The sequence below is a fragment of the Fischerella sp. genome (assembly GCF_013388695.1).
In the GTDB taxonomy this organism is placed as follows: Bacteria; Cyanobacteriota; Cyanobacteriia; order Cyanobacteriales; family Nostocaceae; genus PCC9605.
Window position 1 is genome coordinate 1 of the sequence record NZ_JACAEU010000077.1, and the last position, 19,283, is coordinate 19,283.

The following is a 19,283-nucleotide window of genomic DNA, read 5'->3' on the forward strand; positions in this document are numbered from 1 at the left end:
GTCCCAGTTATTTTGCGGTGTCTGTAGGGGGTGCGCCAATAGAAGTCTTGAAGGAGTACATTAGGAATCAAGAAAAGCCGTCCTAGAAGGACGGGGCTTGTATCCCATTCTTTTGGTCACGTCCACGGTTTTGTTTGTCCAAGCTTTGGCGATGCGATTCGCAATAGTCCTTTTAATGATTAATAACTAACTTGGCTGCAAAAGCGATCGCTTCTTCTGGTGTAGAAACCTTCCCCTCAATTTGAGCGATCGCAATTTCCGTCAGCAGTTTGCCTACCAGTGGTGAAGCAGGAGTTTTTAATGCTACCATTATATCTCTCCCACTCACTAGAGGGGTGGGATGCGCGACCAGGTCGTCAGGGTTAAGGTAGCGGCTTATTAAGGGTGCGATCGCCTCTACCGATTGACCGTGTATCACGGATAAAATGGCTGTACTTATAAATACAGTTCCCGCCTCTTGAAATAAAAAATACTGTTCTCGCAAAGTCATCAGGGGAGTTTTTAGTTGTGGGAACAGTTTCAGGGCGGTGGTAACGGCTTTAATTTCTGCACGGCTGTAGGTGAGTTCTTGCAGTTCAATTTCTGCTATTTCTGGATTTGGGTTCACCAAACAAGCGAGTTTGGCAATACCTAACCAAGTAGTTTTAACAGTATCGCGGACGTAGCTTTGCAGTTGTTCGCTTAATTGCGGCCATCTATGTGTAAGTTGATTAGCTGCTGTGTCAACTTCTGCAAGTTGATGGAAGTGTTTTGGTGTGGCGGATTTGAAAAAAGGTGCAAGCAAACCATCTTTGCTAGCACCGATCAGCCAGGGAGTAGCCTGAGAACTTGCCAGCATATATGCCAATTCTACGCGTACTCGTTCTGGGGCAACTTTAGCTATGTGTGACGCCAAAGCACGAATAGCTGCTTGGGTTGTTGTTTCAATGGTAAAGCCAAGTTGGGAGGCTTGGCGATAGGCCCGTAGTAACCGCAAGGGGTCGTCTGCCAAGTTGGCAGGTGATACCATTTTCAAAAGGTGTTTTTTTATATCTGCACAACCTTGCAAAGGATCGATGATTTCTTGGGTGCGGGGATTATAGGCGATCGCATTTACTGTAAAATCTCGCCTATGCAGATCGGCTTCTAGACTATCTCCTTCTTGTTGGGCAAAGTCAGCAGTAGCATGAGGAAAAACCACACGAGCAATTTGTCTTTCTGAGTCGAGTAGAACAAAACCAGCTTTGTAATGCGTCGCGATTTGACGAGCTACTTTGACAGCATTAGATGGTAGAACAAAATCTAAATCCAGATATTCGCGAGTTCTTCCCAAGATGGCATCTCGGACAGCACCACCCACCATGTAAGCTGGTTGTGGCAACAATTCCAGGCTAAAAGGCCAATTTTCCGGAAATAGACAAGAAGAGAATAAACTAGCCATTGTAATAAAAATAAACCCAGCGGCTAATGAATAAAGTTTTGGCTTAAGCTAGATTAACAATAAAGGTTCTGGAGTTGGTTGTATTATGTGTGTTTGCGTAAACTGCCACTATGTAGACCGCTGTGTCACCTATCACGCGGTAGAAACCCAACACCAACAGCCCCATTTGACTGAAACCCCAGATTTTGAGCCGAATGAACCATCTATCAATGTCAACATCCGTCCGCGAGGCGATGTGATTGAAATGGAATGGGATGTTGTGGGATGTCGTAGCTTTAAGCTAGAACAGGGCAAGTGGTCGAAGTTGCGTCCTGGTGAGTTAGTGCCGACTTGACAAATAAAGTTATGTGCTTTTAATGCGACTACTGCTATTTAGTGTGGTAGTCGTATATATTTTAATGTGAGTAAATAAAGTGGTAGCCTCAATGTGCTTGAATAAATCAAGTTACATCTAGCAAAACAGATATTTAAATTAGCTTTGTCTACCGAACTACAACATCTCGACCCGACAAAATACGGTTTAGCACTGCACACAACTACTCCCGAATTGGGTTTAGCAATGAGCAACTTTGCGGTCGACACACGTTCTGGTGTTTGGAATTTGGAACGTGAATTATCTAGTCTGCTGCACCAATATTTAATGGAATTTATTCAACCTCAAACTTGGGCAGACTTGGCGTTTATTGCTGTAGCTAAGGGGCCTGGTGGTTTTACCGGCACTCGTATTGGAGTTGTTGCTGCTAGGACTTTAGGGCAACAGTTAGATATTCCTGTATTTGCTATTTCCACATTAGCGGCGGTAGCGTGGTCAGAATATATCCCGCAGATCCCCCTTGAAAAGGACTATGTTCCCCCCTTACAAAGGGGGGCTAGGGGGGATCGAGCTATTGCCGTGCAAATGCCAGCACAACGGGGTCAAATCTTCGCCGCTATTTATCAACTTGCACCTGATGCTTCCGGACTCAAAGTCTTATTACCAGATACTGTGTTGATGCCAGAAGCATGGCAGGAAAAGTTAGCAAGTTGGAATAACAATTATCGGTTAATTGAAGCCAAATCTGGATTAGCTGCGACGGTGACAAGTATATTGCAGCTGGCGTATATAGAATGGCAACAAGGAAAGCGTCCCCATTGGTCAGAAGCACTGCCATTCTATGGACAACATCCAGTGGAACTGTAACTGTCAGTTTGAACCAATTTTCTTCACAAGTTCCTCAAACTGTTGTCTCACTATTAACTAGTCGATTGCTTAAGTTATTGGTGAAGAGATACTTTGGTTCAAGGTTTTATCTTGTGCTGAGGAAAAGGATAGTGAAGCTAAAACGGTATTTATGGTTTGCGGTATTGCTCATTGCCCTTGTAGTTAGTGTGTTACCTGCCTATTCCCAACAAATTCTCCAGCCCCATCCAGGATTTCAGGTTTCTACCTTGGGAGCCTTAAACGTTGGGGTGTATGAAGGAGCCACAACATTAGCTGAACTTAAACAGCATGGAAACTTTGGGTTGGGCACCTTCGAGGGATTGGATGGAGAGATGGTTGTTCTCAATGGCAAGTTTTATCAAATCAAAGTGGATGGCGTTGCTTATCCCGTTGCAGATGAGGTGAAAACGCCATTTTCTGCTGTTACGTTTTTCCGTAGAGAGCGATCGCTTCGTCTGACTGGACTTTTGACCTATCAGGAATTGCAGCAGCAGATCGGCGAACGGTTGCCAACGCAGAACTTGCCTTACGCGATTCGCATTCAAGGCACCTTTCCTTATTTGAAAGTGAGGAGTGTACCCAAACAAACACTTCCTTATCCCCCATTAAGTAATGTGGTTAGTCAGCAGCAGCGTGTTTTTGAATTGCGAGATGTGCGGGGTACTTTAGTGGGGTTTCGGCTGCCGCAATATCTCAAAAGTGTGAATGTGGCAGGCTATCACTTTCATTTCATTACGAGCGATCGCAAAGCAGGAGGGCACCTGCTTGATGGAGAATTTCTTAACCCTATAGCTGATGTGGAGACCCTGCGTGACTGGCAGATGATGTTGCCCAATCATACTGCCTTTGCACAAGCATCACTGGAGTGATGTCCCAAATAAAGCGAGCCTTGAAATGCGATCGCGGTCGAACAAACGCTTGCATCGGACGGTCGGTAGATGCTGATGCTGAGTTATACTTTACCTGCCGTCGGTGAAGCTAGCCGATATCCAAACTGTCTAGGCAAAATAGTGAAGAATAAACTTGGCAAAATACTAAAATCCTACCCAGATACTACAGCACCATCGGGAGTGGTCTTTCATATTCATGGAATCACCAAGGTCTATCGCATGGGTGAGGTAGAGGTTCACGCCCTCCGGTCGATTGACCTTGACCTCTATGAGGGAGAATTTGTGGTATTGTTAGGGCCTTCAGGTAGTGGTAAATCAACCCTGTTGAACATTTTGGGTGGGTTAGATGTACCGACTAGCGGTCATGTATTTTTTCGCAACCGTGACTTGACCCATGCCAGTGAAGCAGAACTCACTCGCTTTCGTCGCAACTGTGTTGGCTTTATCTTTCAGTTCTACAATCTGATTCCCAGCCTCACAGCCAAAGAAAATGTAGCTTTGGTGACCGAGATTGCTCGCAAACCGATGCGTCCAGAACAAGCATTGGAGTTAGTGGGGTTGGGCGATCGCCTGAATCATTTTCCCGCACAATTGTCAGGTGGTGAGCAGCAACGGGTAGCGATCGCCCGCGCTATTGCCAAGCGTCCTGAAGTGCTGCTGTGCGATGAACCCACAGGGGCGCTGGATTTCCAGACGGGCAAACTGGTGTTGGAAGCGTTGGAACAGGTAAACAGAGAACTAGGTACTACAACTGCGGTAATTACGCACAATGCTGGTATCGCTGCGATGGCTGACCGAGTAGTGACGATGCGAAGCGGTCAGATTGCAAGCGTGCAGTGTAATGAGAGTAAGGTTGCACCTGCACAATTGGAGTGGTAATAAAGATTAAAACGCTTTCGGCAGTCCTGCTTGTTTCAAAACTGCATTGGCGGCAACTTTCCGATCGCAACTTTGATGCTCATTTCCCAGATACTGGCAACAGAGAACCACAATTCGTTGGTTTCATCGGCAATGTGGGCGATCGCCTCTTCATTCAAACACTCTGGTTGGGCAAACCACCACAACCAGCACTGTGTATCCAGCAAGAGTCTCACTCCTGGCCACCCTCGAATGCTGCCAAAATCTCTTCCGGCAAAGGAGCATTAAAATCTTCTGGCACGATGAAACGCCCTCGATCTTGCCCTAAACTAGCTCGTCGATTTGATGAGGTGCGAAACGGAACTAGCTTTGCGATTGGAACGCCTCGGTTTGAAATAATGATTTCTTCTCCAAGTTCCACTCGCGACAAAAGCCGTGAAAGATTTGTTTTAGCTTGATGGATATTTACGGTTTCCACGAGCTTAAAAACTAAGTTTGTAGACTAAGTCTAGTTTAGTTGGAATAGTAGTGCAAGAGCAAGTTCATCAGCTCGGTTGGTGTTTAGTGTCAAATTAATTTGGAAGCGATCGGTAAGGTGATTCGTTTAAGGGTAATTGATTAGTGGTAGAAGTTGTGCAATTTCAAGCTATTTGTAGGACAGAAATTCAACTTTGTCTGCTACCTGTCACAATGAAATGCGAGATGTTTTTGGACAAAGCAGATGAATAACCTTTATTGATGGCATTGAAAACGGCACCATGAGTCAGCTTACGCAATGGACAGTTGATGCCGATAAGGTGTTAACTTTTTAAAAAACTTCTGCGTGACCTTTGGTGCTGGCGTTGTCGATAAGTTATGGCGCTCGCCGCCATCCAACATCAACCACCAAAAGCGATCGCCCGCCCTATTTTCTTAAAATAGGCAAATACACTCCTTTTGAAAGGTTTGAACTTTGTGACTTCTACATCAGAAAATACTAATGTTGAGATGAGAGCCTTCCCTATTCGCCTGCAAAAAGAAGGGCAAATTATTATCCCGCAAGCCGTACAGGATTATCTCAGCCTGACTGAAGGTGATACGCTGATACTTCTGCAAATTGGCGATTTAGTTTTGCTCACTCCCAAACAACCCCAAGTTCCTCAACTCGCAGACAAAATCGCAACCCTTATGGAAAATGTAGGTTTAGACCTCAGCGATTTGCTAGAGGGGCTAGAAATAGAACGCGAGGCAATCTGGCAAGAGCGGCAGCAAAATGCGTAAAGTTTTTGCCGACTCTAGCGTTCTGATTGCTGGAGCAGCTTCGCGTACAGGGGCTAGCCGTGCTGTGCTAACTATGGCTGAGATTGGTCTTTTCCAGCTAGTTGTATCCGAGCAAGTTCTGGAAGAATGCCAACGCAACCTCAGTAAAAAATTACCTGCTGCGTTGCCAATTTTCACGCAATTATTGGCAGCTATCAACCCCAAAATTCAACCGAACCCACCCTTGGCAGAATCGACTGGATGGACAGCGCTTATCGAAGCCAAAGATGCGCCAATTCTAGCTGCTGCTGTGTTGGCAAAAGTTGACCGTCTATTAAGCTTGAACACTAAAGATTTTACTCCCGAAGTCGCCGCCCAGAGTGGTATAATTATCCAGACTCCCGCTGAGTTCGTCAGAGAAATTCGAGAAATTGTGGAAAGAGGTTTGCAATAGAAAGAGCTTTCCAGATGCGATCGCCCCTTTCATCGAGTAAGTTGCTATCCCTTGGGATAGCTTCGCTAATGCACTTGTGAACTAGAAGGGCGATGTCTGACGATAAGCCGTTGGGGCGTCTATGTTGTTTCAGAGGCTTGTTACATTGTGCTGGCGTTGCTAATAAGTTCTGGCGATCGCCTTTATCTTCCCAAACTCTCACAACTTCCTCAACTTTCTTGCCTAACCTCTATATAAAGGTGAGCAATCCCTGAGCGGGATTGATGAGGCGACAACTGTTATGAAAGCCCTCGATCAAAAACTCCTGCGTGACCTTTGGCATATGCGCGGTCAAATGATAGCCATAGCCTTGGTTGTCGCCTGCGGAATTGCTAGCTTTGTCTCAATGCTGAGTGCCTACGAATCCCTCAAACTTTCCCAGGCAAACTATTACGAGCAATATCGCTTTGCCCAAGTTTTCGCCCAACTCAAACGCGCTCCAGAATCCCTCAAGCCGCAAATAGAGTCAATTCCAGGAGTGGTGCAGGTGCAAACGCGGGTAGTAGCAGATGTCAGCCTCGACATTGCCGGACGAGGTGAACCAGCCACAGGACGGTTAATATCTATACCAGAGCGGCAAATGCCGATGCTCAACGACCTTTTCATCCGACGGGGGCGCTACATCCAGCCAGATAGAGATGATGAAGTATTGATCGGTGAAAACTTTGCCAAAGCCCATCGACTAGATTTAGGTGATACCATAGGTGCAGTCATTAACGGACGCTGGCAAAAGTTGCGGATTGTGGGGATAGCGCTTTCACCAGAGTATGTCTACGCCATCCAGGGAACGGGCGATATTTTCCCCGATAATCAACGCTTCGGTGTTTTTTGGATGGGACGTGATGCTTTGGGAACAGCCTTTGATATGGATGGGGCGTTTAATGATGTGACGCTGACGCTGATGCGAGGGGCAATAGAAGCAGATGTTATCTTCCGGCTCGATCAATTTCTGGAAAGGTATGGCGGATTTGGTGCCTACGGACGCAAAGACCAGCTTTCTAACCGCTTTTTATCGGAAGAAATTACCCAATTGCAAGGAACTGCAACGATAGTACCGTCTATTTTTCTTGGTATCGCGGCATTTTTACTGCACATCTTGCTTTCTCGCCTCATCGCTACCCAGCGCGACCAAATCGCCGTATTGAAGGCTTTCGGCTACAACAATCTGAGCATAGGCTGGCACTATCTCAAGTTTGTGCTGGCGATTGTTTTCATCGGTGCAGCACTTGGCACTGCCTTGGGATTGTGGTTTGGTGTTGCGGTCACTCATAACTATACCCGATTTTTCTCCTTTCCCGTACTCCGCTATGAATTTGGTATAGCTCAAGTGATGGGGGCAATTTTTATTAGTGGTGGCGCTGCTGTTATTGGTGCTTTCATGTCTGTGCAAAAGGCGGTTTCTCTACCTCCTGCTGAAGCGATGCGTCCCGAACCACCCGCCCACTTTCGCCCCACCATCATCGAACGTATGGGATTTCAAGATTTGCTCTCACCAGTGGGTCGGATGATACTGCGAAATCTGGAACGGAAACCAGTACAAGCTTTTTTGTCTACTCTTGGGATAGCCCTTGCCGTTGCCATGCTGGTTGTCGGTCGCTACTTTAGCGATGCTATGCAACACATGATTGATGTGCAGTTCCGCAATGTCCAACGTGAGGATGTGACGATTGTCTTCAATGAGCCGCGCCCCTCTCGGGTGCGGTATGAAGTCAATCATCTGCCTGGTGTCTTGCAAGCCGAACCATTCCGGGCAGTGCCAGCCAGGTTGCGCTTTGAACATCGCACATACCGAATTGCCCTGACAGGGCTGGAACCAACAGGAGAACTGCGCCGCTTGGTGGATAAGACACTGCATACTGTCTATTTACCACCTGATGGGGTCGTGCTGACAACAAAACTAGCGGAAATTCTGGAAGTTAAACCAGGCGATGTCTTGACGGTGGAAGTCTTAGAGGGAGCTAGACCTACCCGCAGTGTTGCTGTAGCTGGGTTGGTGGATGAACTGATTGGTGTTGCAGCATACATGGATATCCATGCATTGAATCGGTTGATGCGTGAAGGGGGAACTGTCTCTGGGGCATATCTGGCTGCTGACTCGTTGCAAATTGATAAGTTATATGCGCTGCTAAAACGGACACCTGCGGTAACAGGTGTTTCTGTGCGAACGACAGCGATCGCCCGCTTTCAAGAAACCATCGCTGGCAGCCTCAGTATTTTCACTACTGTATTGGTAATTTTTGCTTGTATTATCGCCTTTGGAGTAGTCTATAATGCTGCCCGCATTGCTTTGTCAGAACGCAGTCGGGAACTGGCTACACTGCGTGTAATTGGTTTCACTCAAGCAGAGGTTGCAGTCATTCTCTTGGGCGAACAGGCAGTTTTGACGATGGCTGCAATTCCTCTGGGGTTTGCAATTGGGTTTGGTTTTTGTGCTTTGATGTCTTTTGCCTACAACTCGGAACTTTACCGCTTCCCTTTGATTGTGACGAGGGCGACTTTTGCGTTTGCTTTTGTTGTGGTGGCGATCGCGGCTATTGTTTCTGGACTAATTGTCCGCCGCCAGCTAACTCACCTCGATCTCATCGCTGTCCTCAAAACTACGGAGTAAGGACACATGAAGCTATTACCATCACCTAAGCAAGCAACTGACCAAAAACCAACTAAAGATACCGAGGGCTTGAGGAAGCGTTTGCCGAAATTTTCGCGAAAGTTGTTTGTCTATTGTGCGATCGCCCTTGCTACCCTCACACTGGTTGTTTGGGCATTTCGTCCTGCTCCCATTCCAGTAGACACCGGGCGCGTTACTCGTGGCGAACTGCGAGTAACAGTAAATGCAGAAGGCAAAACTCGGGTGCGCGATCGCTTTGTGGTTTCAGCACCCGTTGATGGTCGCCTTGCCCGGATTGAACTAGATGCAGGCGATAAAGTTGAGCAAGGAACCTTAGTTGCCCGCATTGACCCGCTTCCCCTAACTGCTTCAGTCAAAGAAGCCTTGGCAAGGCTAGCAGAATGGCAGGCACAGCGAGAAGGAGTAGCAACACAGCGACCCAAACAGGCAACCTTAGAACAGGCACAAAAGCGCATCCAGGCAGCGCTTGCCGCCCAGCGTCAGGCAGAGGCAAGGGTAGCACAAGCCCAGGCAGCACTGGCACAAGCCCGACGGGATAGTCAACGTGCCCAAGAACTGCAAGCGGCTGGGGTGATTCCCCGCAAAGACCGGGAAATTGCAGAACTGAATGAAACTACCAAAGCCAAAGAACTAGAAGCAGCAAAGCTGGAAGCAAAATCTGCTACTGCGGAAGTTCAGGTAGCACAGGCAGCCCTAACTGTCTTACAACAACAACAGAGTGACCCAGATTATTTGCTCAAGGTTTACGATGCCCGGATTGCCAGCGTAGAGGCGGAACTCTCGAAGCTAAAGGATGAAGCAGCCCGTACTGACATTCGCTCCCCTGTGCGTGGTCAAGTTCTGCGGATACTCCAGAAAAGTGCCCAATATGTTACATCTGGCACACCTCTGTTAGAAATAGGTGATGTCTCCAAGCTGGAACTAGTAATTGACGTGCTTTCCAGCGATGCTGTGAAAATTCAGCCTGGGGATACTATTTTAATTGACCGGGGAAGCGATACTCAGCCAATTCTGGCGAAAGTGCGACTAGTGGAACCTTCAGCTTTTACTAAAGTTTCTGCCCTGGGAGTTGAGGAGCAACGCGTCAACGTTATTGGTGATTTTGTTGATACACCTCACTCCTTCGGTGATGCTTACCGTGTCGATGTGCAAATTGTGATTTGGGATAGTAAAAATCTGCTGAAGATACCGTTGAGTTCACTTTTTCGCTGCGATCGATCTTGGTGTACCTTTGTAGTCAAAGATGGTAAAGCTGCTCGTCGCTTGGTTGAAATCGGACAGCGCAGTGATTTTGAAGCTGAAATTCGGCAAGGACTTAAGGAAGGTGAAGTAGTCATTCTCCATCCCAGTGAACAAATCAATGATGGTAGCCGCGTTACTTTTAGGTAAAAATATTCTTCTTGCTTGTGTCTAACTCTTCTTTGGTCTTCGCAATTGCTTGGAACCAATTGGCCCAAGAAGCTGGTTGAGAGCACGTAGTTGTTCAGGTGTACCCATCGCAATTAATACATCTCCTGGCATAAATACTGTGTCAGGAGTGGGGCCACCGATCAGGGTGCCATCGACGCGACGGACAGCGAGAATCAATGCGCCTGTTTGCGCTCGTAACCTTGCTTGTCCTAAAGTTTGACCCACAACCGGACAAATATTTCGGTCGAGTAAAAATTCTTCCATATATAACTGTCGGTCTGCACCTGAGATAATTCCATCGACAAAGTCCATAACTTGGGGTCTGAGTGCTGCTGCTGCCATCCGCTTACCGCCGGTGATGTAAGGAGAAATCACAGCATCTGCACCACCACGTTGTAACTTTTGTAACGCTTCTTCTGTACTTGCTCGGGCGATCGCTCGAATTCCAGGATTCAGATGTTTTGCCGAAAGAACTGTATATAAATTTTCCGCATCGGAAGGTAGGGCTGCTACTATACAAGCTGCCCTTTCAATACCTACCCTGATCAGCGTTTCATCTAAAGTGGCGTCACCCTGGTATATGGTGTAACCTAGTTCTTGTGCCTTTCGCACAGATTCCACGTCGGAGTCAATAATTACAAAAGAAACGGCTTCTGCCTGAAATTCTTTGGCAATTTGACGACCAGTCCGACTATATCCACAAATGATATAGTGCCCTGATAAAGATTCCATTGCGCGCCGCACCTGTCGTAGTCGAATTCCTTCTTGAAAATAGCCTTGAATTACGGCTTCTGTAAATCGGTTCACGATGTAACCAATACTGATTACACCCATTACAATCAGGGCTATTGTAAACAGTCGCCCCCTGCTTTCTAGTGGTCGTGTTTCACCATAGCCAACAGTCGCTAAAGTGATGATCGTCATATATGCTGCGTCTTCCCATGACCAGCCTTCCACTAGGCGATACCATACAGTACCGATGAGGAATACACCGCCGAGAGCAACCGCCCCTGCCATTAACTCTTTTTGGATACGTTGATATTTTTGTTCCAGAGTTGAGTACACTATATTTCACCACCGCCACTCGTTTTGAGGATAACCGAGTGTCAGCTTAAGATGAACTATTAATACTTCGCCAACCCAAAATTAACGGGTGTTGGTCGCTTAAAGGGTAAAGGTTAAAGGGAAAAGCGTTATTTCCTTGTCCTCCTTGTCTGCCTTGTCTCCAATTTGAAGATTACTGAATTAGTTTTCTAGGATCGGGGGTGAGGGCAACTACCATAACTTGTCACTTATGGTAAAGTATTTTCATGCTGGTCATGAACTACACCTATCGAATTTATTCTTATGCCACTCAAGAGGCGATGTTGCTTGAGTGGCATGAGATTTTTGGTAAGGTCTATAGTCCTAGTTCTCAGATTTATGGCAATTGCGGCGATCGCAAAAAGATGCCGCTTGATATCAGCATTTACGACTGCGTGTTGTATTAGTTTAATGGAGCAGCAAAGCAGTGAGCCTAGAAACTCTTGTTCAACAACACCTCATTACCTCAGAGTCAGGTTCTGTGTCATCTAGCCCCTTTGATGCTGATAGCTTCGATGCAGCTGTCATGTCTACCTATGGGCGGTTTCCCCTAGCTTTAGAACGGGGTGCGGGATGTCGTGTTTGGGATACCGAGGAGCGAGAATATCTCGACTTTGTAGCAGGAATTGCCACTTGCACCTTGGGACACGCCCACCCAGCGATGGTGGAAGCAGTCACACGTCAAATTCAAAAACTGCATCACGTTTCTAATTTGTACTACATCCCCGAACAGGGAGAATTGGCAAAGTGGATAGTTGAGCATTCCTGCGCCGATCGCGTATTTTTCTGCAACTCAGGGGCGGAGGCAAACGAAGCTGCCATCAAGCTTACGCGCAAATACGCGCATACAGTGTTGGAAATTGAACAACCGATTATTTTAACGGCTCACTCTAGTTTCCACGGCAGAACTTTAGCCACGATTACCGCCACAGCACAACCCAAGTATCAAAAAAATTTCGATCCATTAGTACCCGGATTCCACTACGTACCTTATAACGATATTGCGGCGGTAGAAACAGCGATTAGTGAGTTGGATGAAGGTGATTACCGCGTCGCGGCGATTTTGATCGAGCCATTGCAGGGAGAAGGGGGTGTTTGTCCGGGGGATGTGGCCTACTTCCAGAAACTGCGACAAATTTGTGATGAAACGGGCGTACTGCTGATTTTCGATGAAGTGCAAGTCGGCATGGGACGCAGTGGCAAGTTATGGGGTTACGAACATCTTGGTGTTGAGCCGGATATTTTCAGCAGTGCCAAGGGCTTAGGCGGTGGTATTCCCATTGGCGCAATGATGTGTAAAAAATTCTGCGATGTTTTCCAACCAGGAGAACATGCTAGCACCTTTGGCGGTAATCCTTTTGCTTGTGGCGTTGCTCTCGCTGTCTGCCAGACATTGGAGAAAGAGAATATTTTAGAGAACGTACAGCAGAGGGGTGAGCAATTGCGATCTGGGTTGAGGGCGATCGCAGCCAAATATCCCCATCACATCACCGAAGTACGCGGCTGGGGTTTAATCAACGGCATGGAGTTAAAAGCAGATGCTGAAATTACTGCCGCTGATGTAGTTAAAGCTGCAATTAATGAGGGTTTATTACTCGTGCCGGCTGGCACCAAGGTGATCCGGTTCGTACCACCTTTGATTGTGACAGAAAAAGAAGTAGATACGGCGTTGCAACTTGTTGACAAGGCGATCGCGGCTGTAACGGCATAATGGGGGACTGGGGCATAAAAATTATGAATTATGAATTATGAATTATGAAATTTTCAGCATTCAGGATTCGTCACTCATAATTTTACCTATTCCCAATCCCCAATTCCCGATCCCCGATCCCCAATCCCCAACCTCACATCTCTCACAACAATCCCCGATAATGAATAAAAATCAAAACAACCGCCCACGACCCCAATGCGACTTTTACTGCCACCAGGATGTTGAGAATGGGGAGAATCCCCCCGCTGACCAGTGCGCCTAACTCTCCGTGCGGTAATTCCCCTCCCGCCAGAGTGATAACTGACAGGACAATGAAAATAAGAACCGAAACCTTCTCCCATGTAGCGGCATGCCAGCGCTTGTAGAGCGCCTGCATCCACTGCGATGATGAGGTAATCGCAACAAGACCGATCGCCGTTCCGCCCGCCACCCCGGCCGCAAAACCACCGCCCGGACTCAAATGCCCCCGAATCGCTAGTTCGATACCCACCAACGCGGTAATTGTCGCTCCCAGGCGCGCCAGCACAATGGATGGCTGATCTGTGAACTGATAGATCGTGCAGGACGGTTTTTCATCCGCCAGCAGAAAATTGGCACCCAAGATCGCAATTGTAAATACCACTACTTCAAAGATAGTATCGTACAGACGATTCCTGAAAATGATACCCGAAACTGCATTAGGCACCCCACTATCACGTACAACCGACTCGACGATAGAGATCGACAAGTCCGGTGCTGGGTTGGGGATGACAAGCATTTTGACGTACAGCGCTATCCCTGCTATAATATATAGCCATTTCATGGATGCTTCTTTCCTGAGTCTGGTGTACTTACATAGGTTAGGGTTGTCCCTGGTGATGAAAGTTCGCTTTGCATGATTTCATAGATGCGTTGAACCCTGGTCGCAGTTTGATAGGGTTGCTTTTCATCTCCAGGCACATCACCATATTCATCGCTGTATTCCGATGGGGCACAGATCGCATGGACTTCTTTGTCCATCAGCGCCCGGTGCAAAGCCTGCGTATTTGTGTAGGTCACTAACTCAAGACGCATGTGGCGTTTGCCAAAAATAGTTCGTAACTCATTCATCAGTTGCCCAAAAAGGCGATCGTCATCTGCCTTGATCGACTCGTCTTTGATCACGCCAAGACGCATGACCAGCGATGAACGCACCGCAATCGCATAGAGAGTAATCGCGAGCATGGTACCCACCAATGCTTCGGTCAAAGCAACATCCGGTGCCCCCAAAACCTCATATACCAATGCCGCCATCGCTCCCAGGATGCCGCGGATTACCAGGGCATGGTATGGATTGACCTGAAGTACTAGCATGGACGCAGCCAACGGCAGCAGGGCGATGATGACATAGATATAGCTATCAGCCATTGCTACCTCCGCTGCTGGAACAGTATGCCAATACATACCCGAGTACTGTATTCCAGATCGCCAAGGAGATAATGGCGAGGATAAGTAACGGCCATTCACTGGGTATCCTTAAAAGTAGCCCAATCACGATATTGATCGAACCGAGGGTATCGGCAACCGAAAGACTATGCAATTTAAACAAGACCGATCGCTTGCCCAGCAAGGGAAAAGTGCCCCAAAACCAGAAGAAGATTCCTAGACCTATGCAAGCATAACTAAATACGTCGATCATATATCACTCTTCAATCCATCATTCATTCGTTTGATCACATGGGCCAGCAGCATCAATGCGGCATTTCCCACACTCAGGATAATTACCCCGACAACACCGATCATCCAATCATCCCGCAAGACGGATACGACCAGGATCATGACTGATGTCTTGGTGGCGATACTGGCAAAAGCCAACATCGTTTGCCAGATATCATCATCCTGCCATGCCTCGTACATGGGGATGAGCAGTGCCAAAATCATTGCTATCAGTACCAGGTTCACGTCTTTTTCCTCCGTCGCACTCGATGCACTTCGTACCAGCCTTCTTCGTGGTATTTCAAGACAATGGTCTTGGGCGTAAAGGTGATTATAAATACATCCAAGAATATAAGACCGGGTGTCCGTCGTGGTGGGACTCGTTCCAAGGTTACATCTTCTTCGTTATGGGGACGGAGGATGATTTCAAATGCCTCAATATACGCCTGCGGAATTGCCACGATCACCTCACCCAGTGCCCGCAGCCAATCCTTCAATGCTCCTGTGGCTTTATGTCTGTGCGGCAATAGGAGTGCGACGCTGACGCCGATGATGATATTTGCCACACTCAGGTTGGCGGTGAGCAGAAACCAGATGGCCAGTCGCAATATCAGATTCAAATACCCAATCATGGAAATACCATCCAGAAGAGTAGGATCAACATCAGACTCATTACACCGATCAGATGCTCAAATTGCTCAAGTACACGCGGCAGCTTGAGTACTGACCGTCGAAAAATCAAAAAATACGCCACCCAGCCAACGCCGATGATGGCGAGTGGTTTCGTAATATTCGCGACGGTATACGCCTCAAAATACACAACATTTGCCAAAATGAGGCCACCGATCAACAAGATCGTCGCTGCCCAGAAACCAGGTCGTACATCCTTTTGTCCCTCTCGTCTCTCATGGGGCAGAAAGATGAATTTGGCAAACGATATTGCCGTTCCCAGGGCCGCAACATTCATGGCGATCGCTTGCCAAGGCAGCAAATTCTTCGTTGTCAACACCTTGGCCCCAAAGCCAGACAACATGGGAAAGCCTGAGATCGAGAAGCTGGCCATAACCAGAGCAACCCAGATCCCGGTATCGATCGGCTTCTGTTGCAGTTCCTTGAAGTTTCGGCTCGGTAAGGCACCCGCGATCAGAAAGAGCGCGGATTTGACCAGACCGTGCGTCAGTGCATAAAAGCCACCCACTTTAGGTGCGGCAAGGATAAAGCCTAACTGCGAAACCGTGTGAAACGCCAGCATCCGCTTGGTATCCTTTTCAAAGACTGCATAGAACACTCCCAGCAGCGCCGTCCCAACTCCAAATATCCTGACGATCGGATCAACTTCATCCGCCATCAGCGCACACCGCACTAATGGATAGACACCAGCTTTGACCACAATTCCCGACAGCAAAGCCGACACCGGCGTTTCCGATTCGGAGTGGGTCAACGGTAGCCACAATCCCGATACAAAGATCCCTCCCTTGACTAAGAGTCCCAGAAAGATGAGGGCAAGCGCCTCCGGAGGTGCCCCGCGCAAACCTGCAAAACTAAATGAATGATGCGTCTGATAGACCAGCACCGCGCCAACCAGATAAAAAAGCATTGCCACGTTGCTGACAAACAGATAGCGCAAAGCAACCCAAATCGACCGATTGGTGCGGGGATAGGCAATCAAGAGAAACGCGGCAATACTGATCACCTCTAATGCCACGTATAAACTGATAAAATCCGAGCAGACAAACGCGGCATTAACGCTGCCATGCAGAATTATGGTCTGTGCATAAAAAAAAGCCGTCTTACCGCTGTGCCAACAGTAGAGGATGACCGCGGCAGTTACCAGCGCATTTGTTAATATAAAGTAGCCACTCAACTGATCGACTACTAATGTGACGCCGAAATGATCTAGTAATTGCAGTGTCAGTGGCGCTCGCTCGGCAAATAGCTGCAAGGCATATCCAGCAGAAGCAAAAGCCATCCCCAGTGCGAGGTAGCGATCCAGTTTAGGGAGCAGATAAATTACGAATCCCACAAAAAACGGGAGTCCGATCCAAGCAATCGTAAGGGTACTCATGGCGTATTGTTCTTCTCGATTTCGTTGGTTTCTAATGTCGGATTATCCCGCGCCAATTTCATGACACCGACCAGCATTAAGGCCTGAATCGAAAAGCCGATCACAATCGCCGTCAATATTACTGCCTGGGGAACCGGATCGGAGTAAGCGCCATTTTTGACATCTGAAACAATAGGTGTGAACAAACCATCTCGCGATGCAATCAGCACGTAATAGGCGATAACCCCCGTGCTCATGACATCCATAGAGATGATCTTCATAACAAGGTTCTTTTTAAGGATGATGCCGAAAAACCCGCACAATATTGTTGCGAATATGAATGCTTCTAACACGGGAATTGCCTGTTGGGTAAGGGTTGATCGTAATTTTCTTTGAAAAAATACACTATTTCTGTGGTACTTTGAAAATTCCTAAGCCCAAATATAGCCAGACTTAGCGCTGTGAGCAGCAAATACATCGATGTGGGTATTTAACCAATGGATGAAACGAAATCCAACAGCTGTACGGAAGGTTTTCAATGCCTCAACAAAGGTTATGAGAGGTTTAGTCGCCCACTGTCGTCGAAAACCTCCGGTCAACTGATGCCAATGAATAAAACTGTAGGCACAAAAAACAAGAATCCAATGGCGTTTGAGATTAGTTTCATCATGCACCTCATATTCGCTCATACTTAACCAGCCCTTGGCCGCACGGTAAAATACCTTGCGTGTTTCATTTGACGCTGCTCAATCGTGAGTCTGACGTAAAAGCCACTCCCAACAAGTATTTTCACCTATTTTTGCACCTCTTTTTTATAAGGTTTTATTCCATTTTCAATGGATAAGCATTGATTTAACTCTATATCAAAGTCACATCAATATATAGTCAATCCAATACCGGGAGTGAAATTGATCGACGGCTAGAACACCGATTCAGTAATCTTCAAATGAAAAGAAGGACAAGGGAAGGAGGACAAGGAAGGATGGGGTGATGAGGGGCTAGGGGTGCCCACTTTGTGGGGTTGGGGGGCAATGGGGTGATGCGGAGAGTCCTGTTTTAGATTCTCCCCAACTCCCCAACTACCCACCTCCGGTTCCCCCCTCTTCCTTGTCTCAGCCATAAAGACAATTTCTGAATACTGAATCGACGTTTTAGAGTTCTAGCCCAGTAGAAGGTGTTGACAAATCAACTAGAGTGTGTAGATGCAAAGTAGTTAACCTGCTTCTGTCAATGAAACCTCTATTCAGTAAAGCTTTGAGAGCGTTGACTCGCTCCCGGAATGATAGAAGAGTTCAATGTCTTTAACCCTTGTGAAGTAAGTCTTCGTAAAATTTTGCCACTGCAAAAGTGACAAAACAGGGTTAATACCAATTTGAAAAAGAATGCAACACATAGATAAGACGCCTCCCCAACCCTAAGCGCGAGTTCTCTGAGAGTCCGTCACTCCGGGTGGGGTTATCTGCCCTTAAACATTTTTTGAATCGGTATAATTTCTCCGATTGTGGACAACAGCTAGACGTGGGAGGTCAAAAAGGTTTTTGCGTAACCCAATGTTCAGTTAAATTGAAAAGTTTTCCTCAAAAGGCGATCGCTAATCAGGAAGTGCATCGCATAACAGCGGTTTAGTATCCCTATCAAGTATCTTTTACTGCACTTTGCGATCGCACTCATACCTCAAACTGAACTTCCCTCAGTGCAAATTTACAAAAGAGGTCTTAAAGCCTTGCTACGTAAACAATTTAGCTTTAAGCACAAGGTCTTTGTGTTACCATGGCGGCTCAAAAAAATTTTGAAAGCCCACCAACCACCAACCACCAACCACCAACCACCAACCACTAAGTAGGTGGGTGGAAATAAACATAACTATGTTACGAAAAGTAAATATACCTGAAACCCCTACCAATGACAAATGACAAATGACGGTCTTCACGAGTTAACTTTAATTGTGCCGATCTACTTAACTCATTTCCTCCTTCCAACCATGCAAAGGAGCTATACTTCTGATGGCCGATTCGATGATGATTGGGGGAGCTACTGATATTAAGATACTGGGATAAACTGCCATTCCCCATTCGGGATGAATTAGTACGCGACATTTATTTTGAATGACTGGATAACCAAGTAAAGCTTTCACAACAGCTGTGTCGTCATGGGGAATTATCCCTGGACGAGAAAGCAAGGGATAGCCAGTGCGGGGATCGATGAGGTCTGTGAGGTAGTTGCGATCGCGTAAATTGAAGGCGACATCAAAGCCAAACCTCATAAAATTTTCTCGCAACCATTGTTTTTCTGCTTCAATTTCTGGCGTAGTTTCCACCATTCCATATCTAGATTTTTGTAAAACAATCACCACCCACAAAAAAAGTTGATTTTTCCAATCTGGTAATATCCGTTCGCGGTTAGCACAAATGTACTGACTCGGGGGATGAATTGAAATCTCAACCGCTTGTCCGCTTGTGCCAACCAAATTAATAGGATAGCCTACAACAGAAGTATTAAGCGTTGGATAGTTCACTAATCTTATGTCGTTTTTTTCAAGTTTTTTAATTTTTACTTTGTATAGATGATAACTCTTAAAGATTCAGAAAAATCAACTATTTTCTGCACTGGATAGGTTTATTTGAAGCTATT

The 19,283-nt window shown here is 46.8% G+C and carries 22 protein-coding genes and 3 pseudogenes; 11 read left to right on the forward strand and 14 right to left on the reverse strand.

Features of this window, described 5'->3' with window-relative positions; translation table 11 throughout:
- Window positions 1-86, forward strand: a pseudogene (locus tag HXY43_RS10325) (IS200/IS605 family transposase); the annotation flags it as partial.
- An 86-nt stretch (window positions 87-172) separates the two neighbouring features.
- Here HXY43_RS10325 and HXY43_RS10330 read toward each other — a convergent pair.
- Entirely contained in the window at window positions 173-1,420 is a 1,248-nt protein-coding gene (locus HXY43_RS10330; RefSeq protein WP_290883020.1) for a CCA tRNA nucleotidyltransferase, read from the reverse strand.
- Between the two features lie 85 nt (window positions 1,421-1,505).
- Between HXY43_RS10330 and HXY43_RS10335 the strand changes: the two genes are divergently transcribed.
- The 4 genes from HXY43_RS10335 (at window position 1,506) to HXY43_RS10350 (ending at window position 4,390) form a co-directional block, all read left to right on the forward strand.
- Entirely contained in the window at window positions 1,506-1,754 is a 249-nt protein-coding gene (locus HXY43_RS10335) for a Ycf34 family protein (protein WP_290883023.1), read from the forward strand.
- A gap of 144 nt (window positions 1,755-1,898) precedes the next feature.
- Window positions 1,899-2,600, forward strand: a complete 702-nt coding sequence (gene tsaB / locus HXY43_RS10340) for a tRNA (adenosine(37)-N6)-threonylcarbamoyltransferase complex dimerization subunit type 1 TsaB (RefSeq protein ID WP_290883025.1) — start codon at window positions 1,899-1,901, stop codon at window positions 2,598-2,600.
- A 131-nt stretch (window positions 2,601-2,731) separates the two neighbouring features.
- Complete coding sequence (gene budA, locus HXY43_RS10345) at window positions 2,732-3,490, forward strand: acetolactate decarboxylase (RefSeq protein WP_290883027.1); 759 nt, start codon at window positions 2,732-2,734, stop codon at window positions 3,488-3,490.
- 240 nt (window positions 3,491-3,730) lie between these two features.
- Complete coding sequence (locus tag HXY43_RS10350) at window positions 3,731-4,390, forward strand: ABC transporter ATP-binding protein (protein ID WP_367161477.1); 660 nt, start codon at window positions 3,731-3,733, stop codon at window positions 4,388-4,390.
- Window positions 4,391-4,440: 50 nt separating this feature from the next.
- On the opposite strand, the pseudogene HXY43_RS10355 reads toward HXY43_RS10350, so the two are convergent.
- Window positions 4,441-4,605: pseudogene (locus HXY43_RS10355) on the reverse strand (type II toxin-antitoxin system VapC family toxin); the annotation flags it as partial.
- Complete coding sequence (locus tag HXY43_RS10360) at window positions 4,602-4,847, reverse strand: type II toxin-antitoxin system Phd/YefM family antitoxin (protein WP_290883031.1); 246 nt, start codon at window positions 4,845-4,847, stop codon at window positions 4,602-4,604. The gene HXY43_RS10360 and the pseudogene HXY43_RS10355, both read right to left, overlap by 4 nt.
- Window positions 4,848-5,323: 476 nt before the next feature.
- Here HXY43_RS10360 and HXY43_RS10365 point away from each other — a divergent pair, with 476 nt between their 5' ends.
- Both HXY43_RS10365 and HXY43_RS10370 read left to right on the forward strand, forming a co-directional pair.
- Window positions 5,324-5,629, forward strand: coding sequence for an AbrB/MazE/SpoVT family DNA-binding domain-containing protein (locus HXY43_RS10365; RefSeq protein WP_290883033.1), 306 nt, complete (start codon window positions 5,324-5,326; stop codon window positions 5,627-5,629).
- Window positions 5,622-6,062, forward strand: coding sequence for a putative toxin-antitoxin system toxin component, PIN family (locus tag HXY43_RS10370; RefSeq protein ID WP_290883035.1), 441 nt, complete (start codon window positions 5,622-5,624; stop codon window positions 6,060-6,062). The genes HXY43_RS10365 and HXY43_RS10370 overlap by 8 nt, the downstream gene beginning before the upstream one ends.
- On the opposite strand, the gene HXY43_RS10375 is transcribed toward HXY43_RS10370, so the two are convergent.
- A complete protein-coding gene (locus HXY43_RS10375; protein WP_290883037.1) occupies window positions 6,022-6,264 on the reverse strand; it encodes a hypothetical protein in 243 nt (80 codons plus the stop codon). The genes HXY43_RS10370 and HXY43_RS10375 overlap by 41 nt on opposite strands.
- Before the next feature lie 78 nt (window positions 6,265-6,342).
- Between HXY43_RS10375 and HXY43_RS10380 the strand changes: the two genes are divergently transcribed.
- Together HXY43_RS10380 and HXY43_RS10385 are read left to right on the forward strand one after the other, a co-directional pair.
- On the forward strand, window positions 6,343-8,709 hold the full coding sequence (locus tag HXY43_RS10380) for an ABC transporter permease (RefSeq protein ID WP_290883039.1): 2,367 nt from the start codon (window positions 6,343-6,345) through the stop codon (window positions 8,707-8,709).
- 6 nt (window positions 8,710-8,715) lie between these two features.
- The gene (locus tag HXY43_RS10385) at window positions 8,716-10,119 is read left to right on the forward strand and encodes an HlyD family efflux transporter periplasmic adaptor subunit (RefSeq protein WP_290883042.1); all 1,404 of its coding nucleotides are present in this window, start codon (window positions 8,716-8,718) and stop codon (window positions 10,117-10,119) included.
- Window positions 10,120-10,140: 21 nt separating this feature from the next.
- Here the strand turns inward: HXY43_RS10385 and HXY43_RS10390 are convergent, their stop codons facing one another.
- Window positions 10,141-11,205: a TrkA family potassium uptake protein gene (locus tag HXY43_RS10390; protein ID WP_290883044.1), complete on the reverse strand. Its 1,065-nt coding sequence runs from the start codon at window positions 11,203-11,205 to the stop codon at window positions 10,141-10,143.
- A gap of 245 nt (window positions 11,206-11,450) precedes the next feature.
- Between HXY43_RS10390 and HXY43_RS10395 the strand changes: the two genes are divergently transcribed.
- Entirely contained in the window at window positions 11,451-11,630 is a 180-nt protein-coding gene (locus tag HXY43_RS10395; RefSeq protein WP_290883046.1) for a hypothetical protein, read from the forward strand.
- 20 nt (window positions 11,631-11,650) lie between these two features.
- The gene (locus HXY43_RS10400; RefSeq protein ID WP_290883048.1) at window positions 11,651-12,934 is read left to right on the forward strand and encodes an aspartate aminotransferase family protein; all 1,284 of its coding nucleotides are present in this window, start codon (window positions 11,651-11,653) and stop codon (window positions 12,932-12,934) included.
- 142 nt (window positions 12,935-13,076) lie between these two features.
- Here the strand turns inward: HXY43_RS10400 and HXY43_RS10405 are convergent, their stop codons facing one another.
- The 9 genes and pseudogenes from HXY43_RS10405 to HXY43_RS10445 form a co-directional block, all read right to left on the reverse strand.
- Entirely contained in the window at window positions 13,077-13,736 is a 660-nt protein-coding gene (locus HXY43_RS10405) for a Na(+)/H(+) antiporter subunit B (RefSeq protein WP_290883050.1), read from the reverse strand.
- A complete protein-coding gene (locus tag HXY43_RS10410) occupies window positions 13,733-14,320 on the reverse strand; it encodes a DUF4040 domain-containing protein (RefSeq protein ID WP_290883052.1) in 588 nt (195 codons plus the stop codon). The genes HXY43_RS10405 and HXY43_RS10410 overlap by 4 nt, the downstream gene beginning before the upstream one ends.
- Window positions 14,313-14,591, reverse strand: coding sequence for a monovalent cation/H(+) antiporter subunit G (locus HXY43_RS10415; RefSeq protein WP_290883054.1), 279 nt, complete (start codon window positions 14,589-14,591; stop codon window positions 14,313-14,315). Before HXY43_RS10415 ends, HXY43_RS10410 begins: the two co-directional genes overlap by 8 nt.
- The gene (locus HXY43_RS10420) at window positions 14,588-14,854 is read right to left on the reverse strand and encodes a hypothetical protein (RefSeq protein WP_026732285.1); all 267 of its coding nucleotides are present in this window, start codon (window positions 14,852-14,854) and stop codon (window positions 14,588-14,590) included. The genes HXY43_RS10415 and HXY43_RS10420 overlap by 4 nt, the downstream gene beginning before the upstream one ends.
- A complete protein-coding gene (locus HXY43_RS10425; protein ID WP_290883057.1) occupies window positions 14,851-15,240 on the reverse strand; it encodes a Na+/H+ antiporter subunit E in 390 nt (129 codons plus the stop codon). Before HXY43_RS10425 ends, HXY43_RS10420 begins: the two co-directional genes overlap by 4 nt.
- A complete protein-coding gene (locus HXY43_RS10430) occupies window positions 15,237-16,673 on the reverse strand; it encodes a cation:proton antiporter (RefSeq protein ID WP_290883059.1) in 1,437 nt (478 codons plus the stop codon). The genes HXY43_RS10425 and HXY43_RS10430 overlap by 4 nt, the downstream gene beginning before the upstream one ends.
- Window positions 16,670-17,005 (reverse strand): cation:proton antiporter subunit C, encoded by a 336-nt coding sequence (locus tag HXY43_RS10435; protein ID WP_290883061.1) that lies wholly within the window; start codon window positions 17,003-17,005, stop codon window positions 16,670-16,672. Before HXY43_RS10435 ends, HXY43_RS10430 begins: the two co-directional genes overlap by 4 nt.
- A gap of 78 nt (window positions 17,006-17,083) precedes the next feature.
- Window positions 17,084-17,377 (reverse strand): annotated as a pseudogene (locus HXY43_RS10440) (IS701 family transposase); the annotation flags it as partial.
- A 1,232-nt stretch (window positions 17,378-18,609) separates the two neighbouring features.
- Entirely contained in the window at window positions 18,610-19,167 is a 558-nt protein-coding gene (locus tag HXY43_RS10445) for a methylmalonic aciduria and homocystinuria type D protein (protein WP_026732280.1), read from the reverse strand.
- Between the last annotated feature and the right edge of the window lie 116 nt (window positions 19,168-19,283).

What these genes read in the sequence shown, in the direction of transcription:
- HXY43_RS10330 (WP_290883020.1), bottom strand. Translation starts at nt 1,420, where the DNA reads ATGGCTAGTTTATTCTCTTCTTGTCTATTTCCGGAAAATTGGCCTTTT.
- HXY43_RS10335 (WP_290883023.1), top strand. Translation starts at nt 1,506, where the DNA reads ATGTGTGTTTGCGTAAACTGCCACTATGTAGACCGCTGTGTCACCTAT.
- HXY43_RS10350 (WP_367161477.1), top strand. Translation starts at nt 3,731, where the DNA reads ATGGGTGAGGTAGAGGTTCACGCCCTCCGGTCGATTGACCTTGACCTC.
- HXY43_RS10370 (WP_290883035.1), top strand. Translation starts at nt 5,622, where the DNA reads ATGCGTAAAGTTTTTGCCGACTCTAGCGTTCTGATTGCTGGAGCAGCT.
- HXY43_RS10380 (WP_290883039.1), top strand. Translation starts at nt 6,343, where the DNA reads ATGAAAGCCCTCGATCAAAAACTCCTGCGTGACCTTTGGCATATGCGC.
- HXY43_RS10385 (WP_290883042.1), top strand. Translation starts at nt 8,716, where the DNA reads ATGAAGCTATTACCATCACCTAAGCAAGCAACTGACCAAAAACCAACT.
- HXY43_RS10395 (WP_290883046.1), top strand. Translation starts at nt 11,451, where the DNA reads ATGCTGGTCATGAACTACACCTATCGAATTTATTCTTATGCCACTCAA.
- HXY43_RS10405 (WP_290883050.1), bottom strand. Translation starts at nt 13,736, where the DNA reads ATGAAATGGCTATATATTATAGCAGGGATAGCGCTGTACGTCAAAATG.
- HXY43_RS10410 (WP_290883052.1), bottom strand. Translation starts at nt 14,320, where the DNA reads ATGGCTGATAGCTATATCTATGTCATCATCGCCCTGCTGCCGTTGGCT.
- HXY43_RS10415 (WP_290883054.1), bottom strand. Translation starts at nt 14,591, where the DNA reads ATGATCGACGTATTTAGTTATGCTTGCATAGGTCTAGGAATCTTCTTC.
- HXY43_RS10425 (WP_290883057.1), bottom strand. Translation starts at nt 15,240, where the DNA reads ATGATTGGGTATTTGAATCTGATATTGCGACTGGCCATCTGGTTTCTG.
- HXY43_RS10430 (WP_290883059.1), bottom strand. Translation starts at nt 16,673, where the DNA reads ATGAGTACCCTTACGATTGCTTGGATCGGACTCCCGTTTTTTGTGGGA.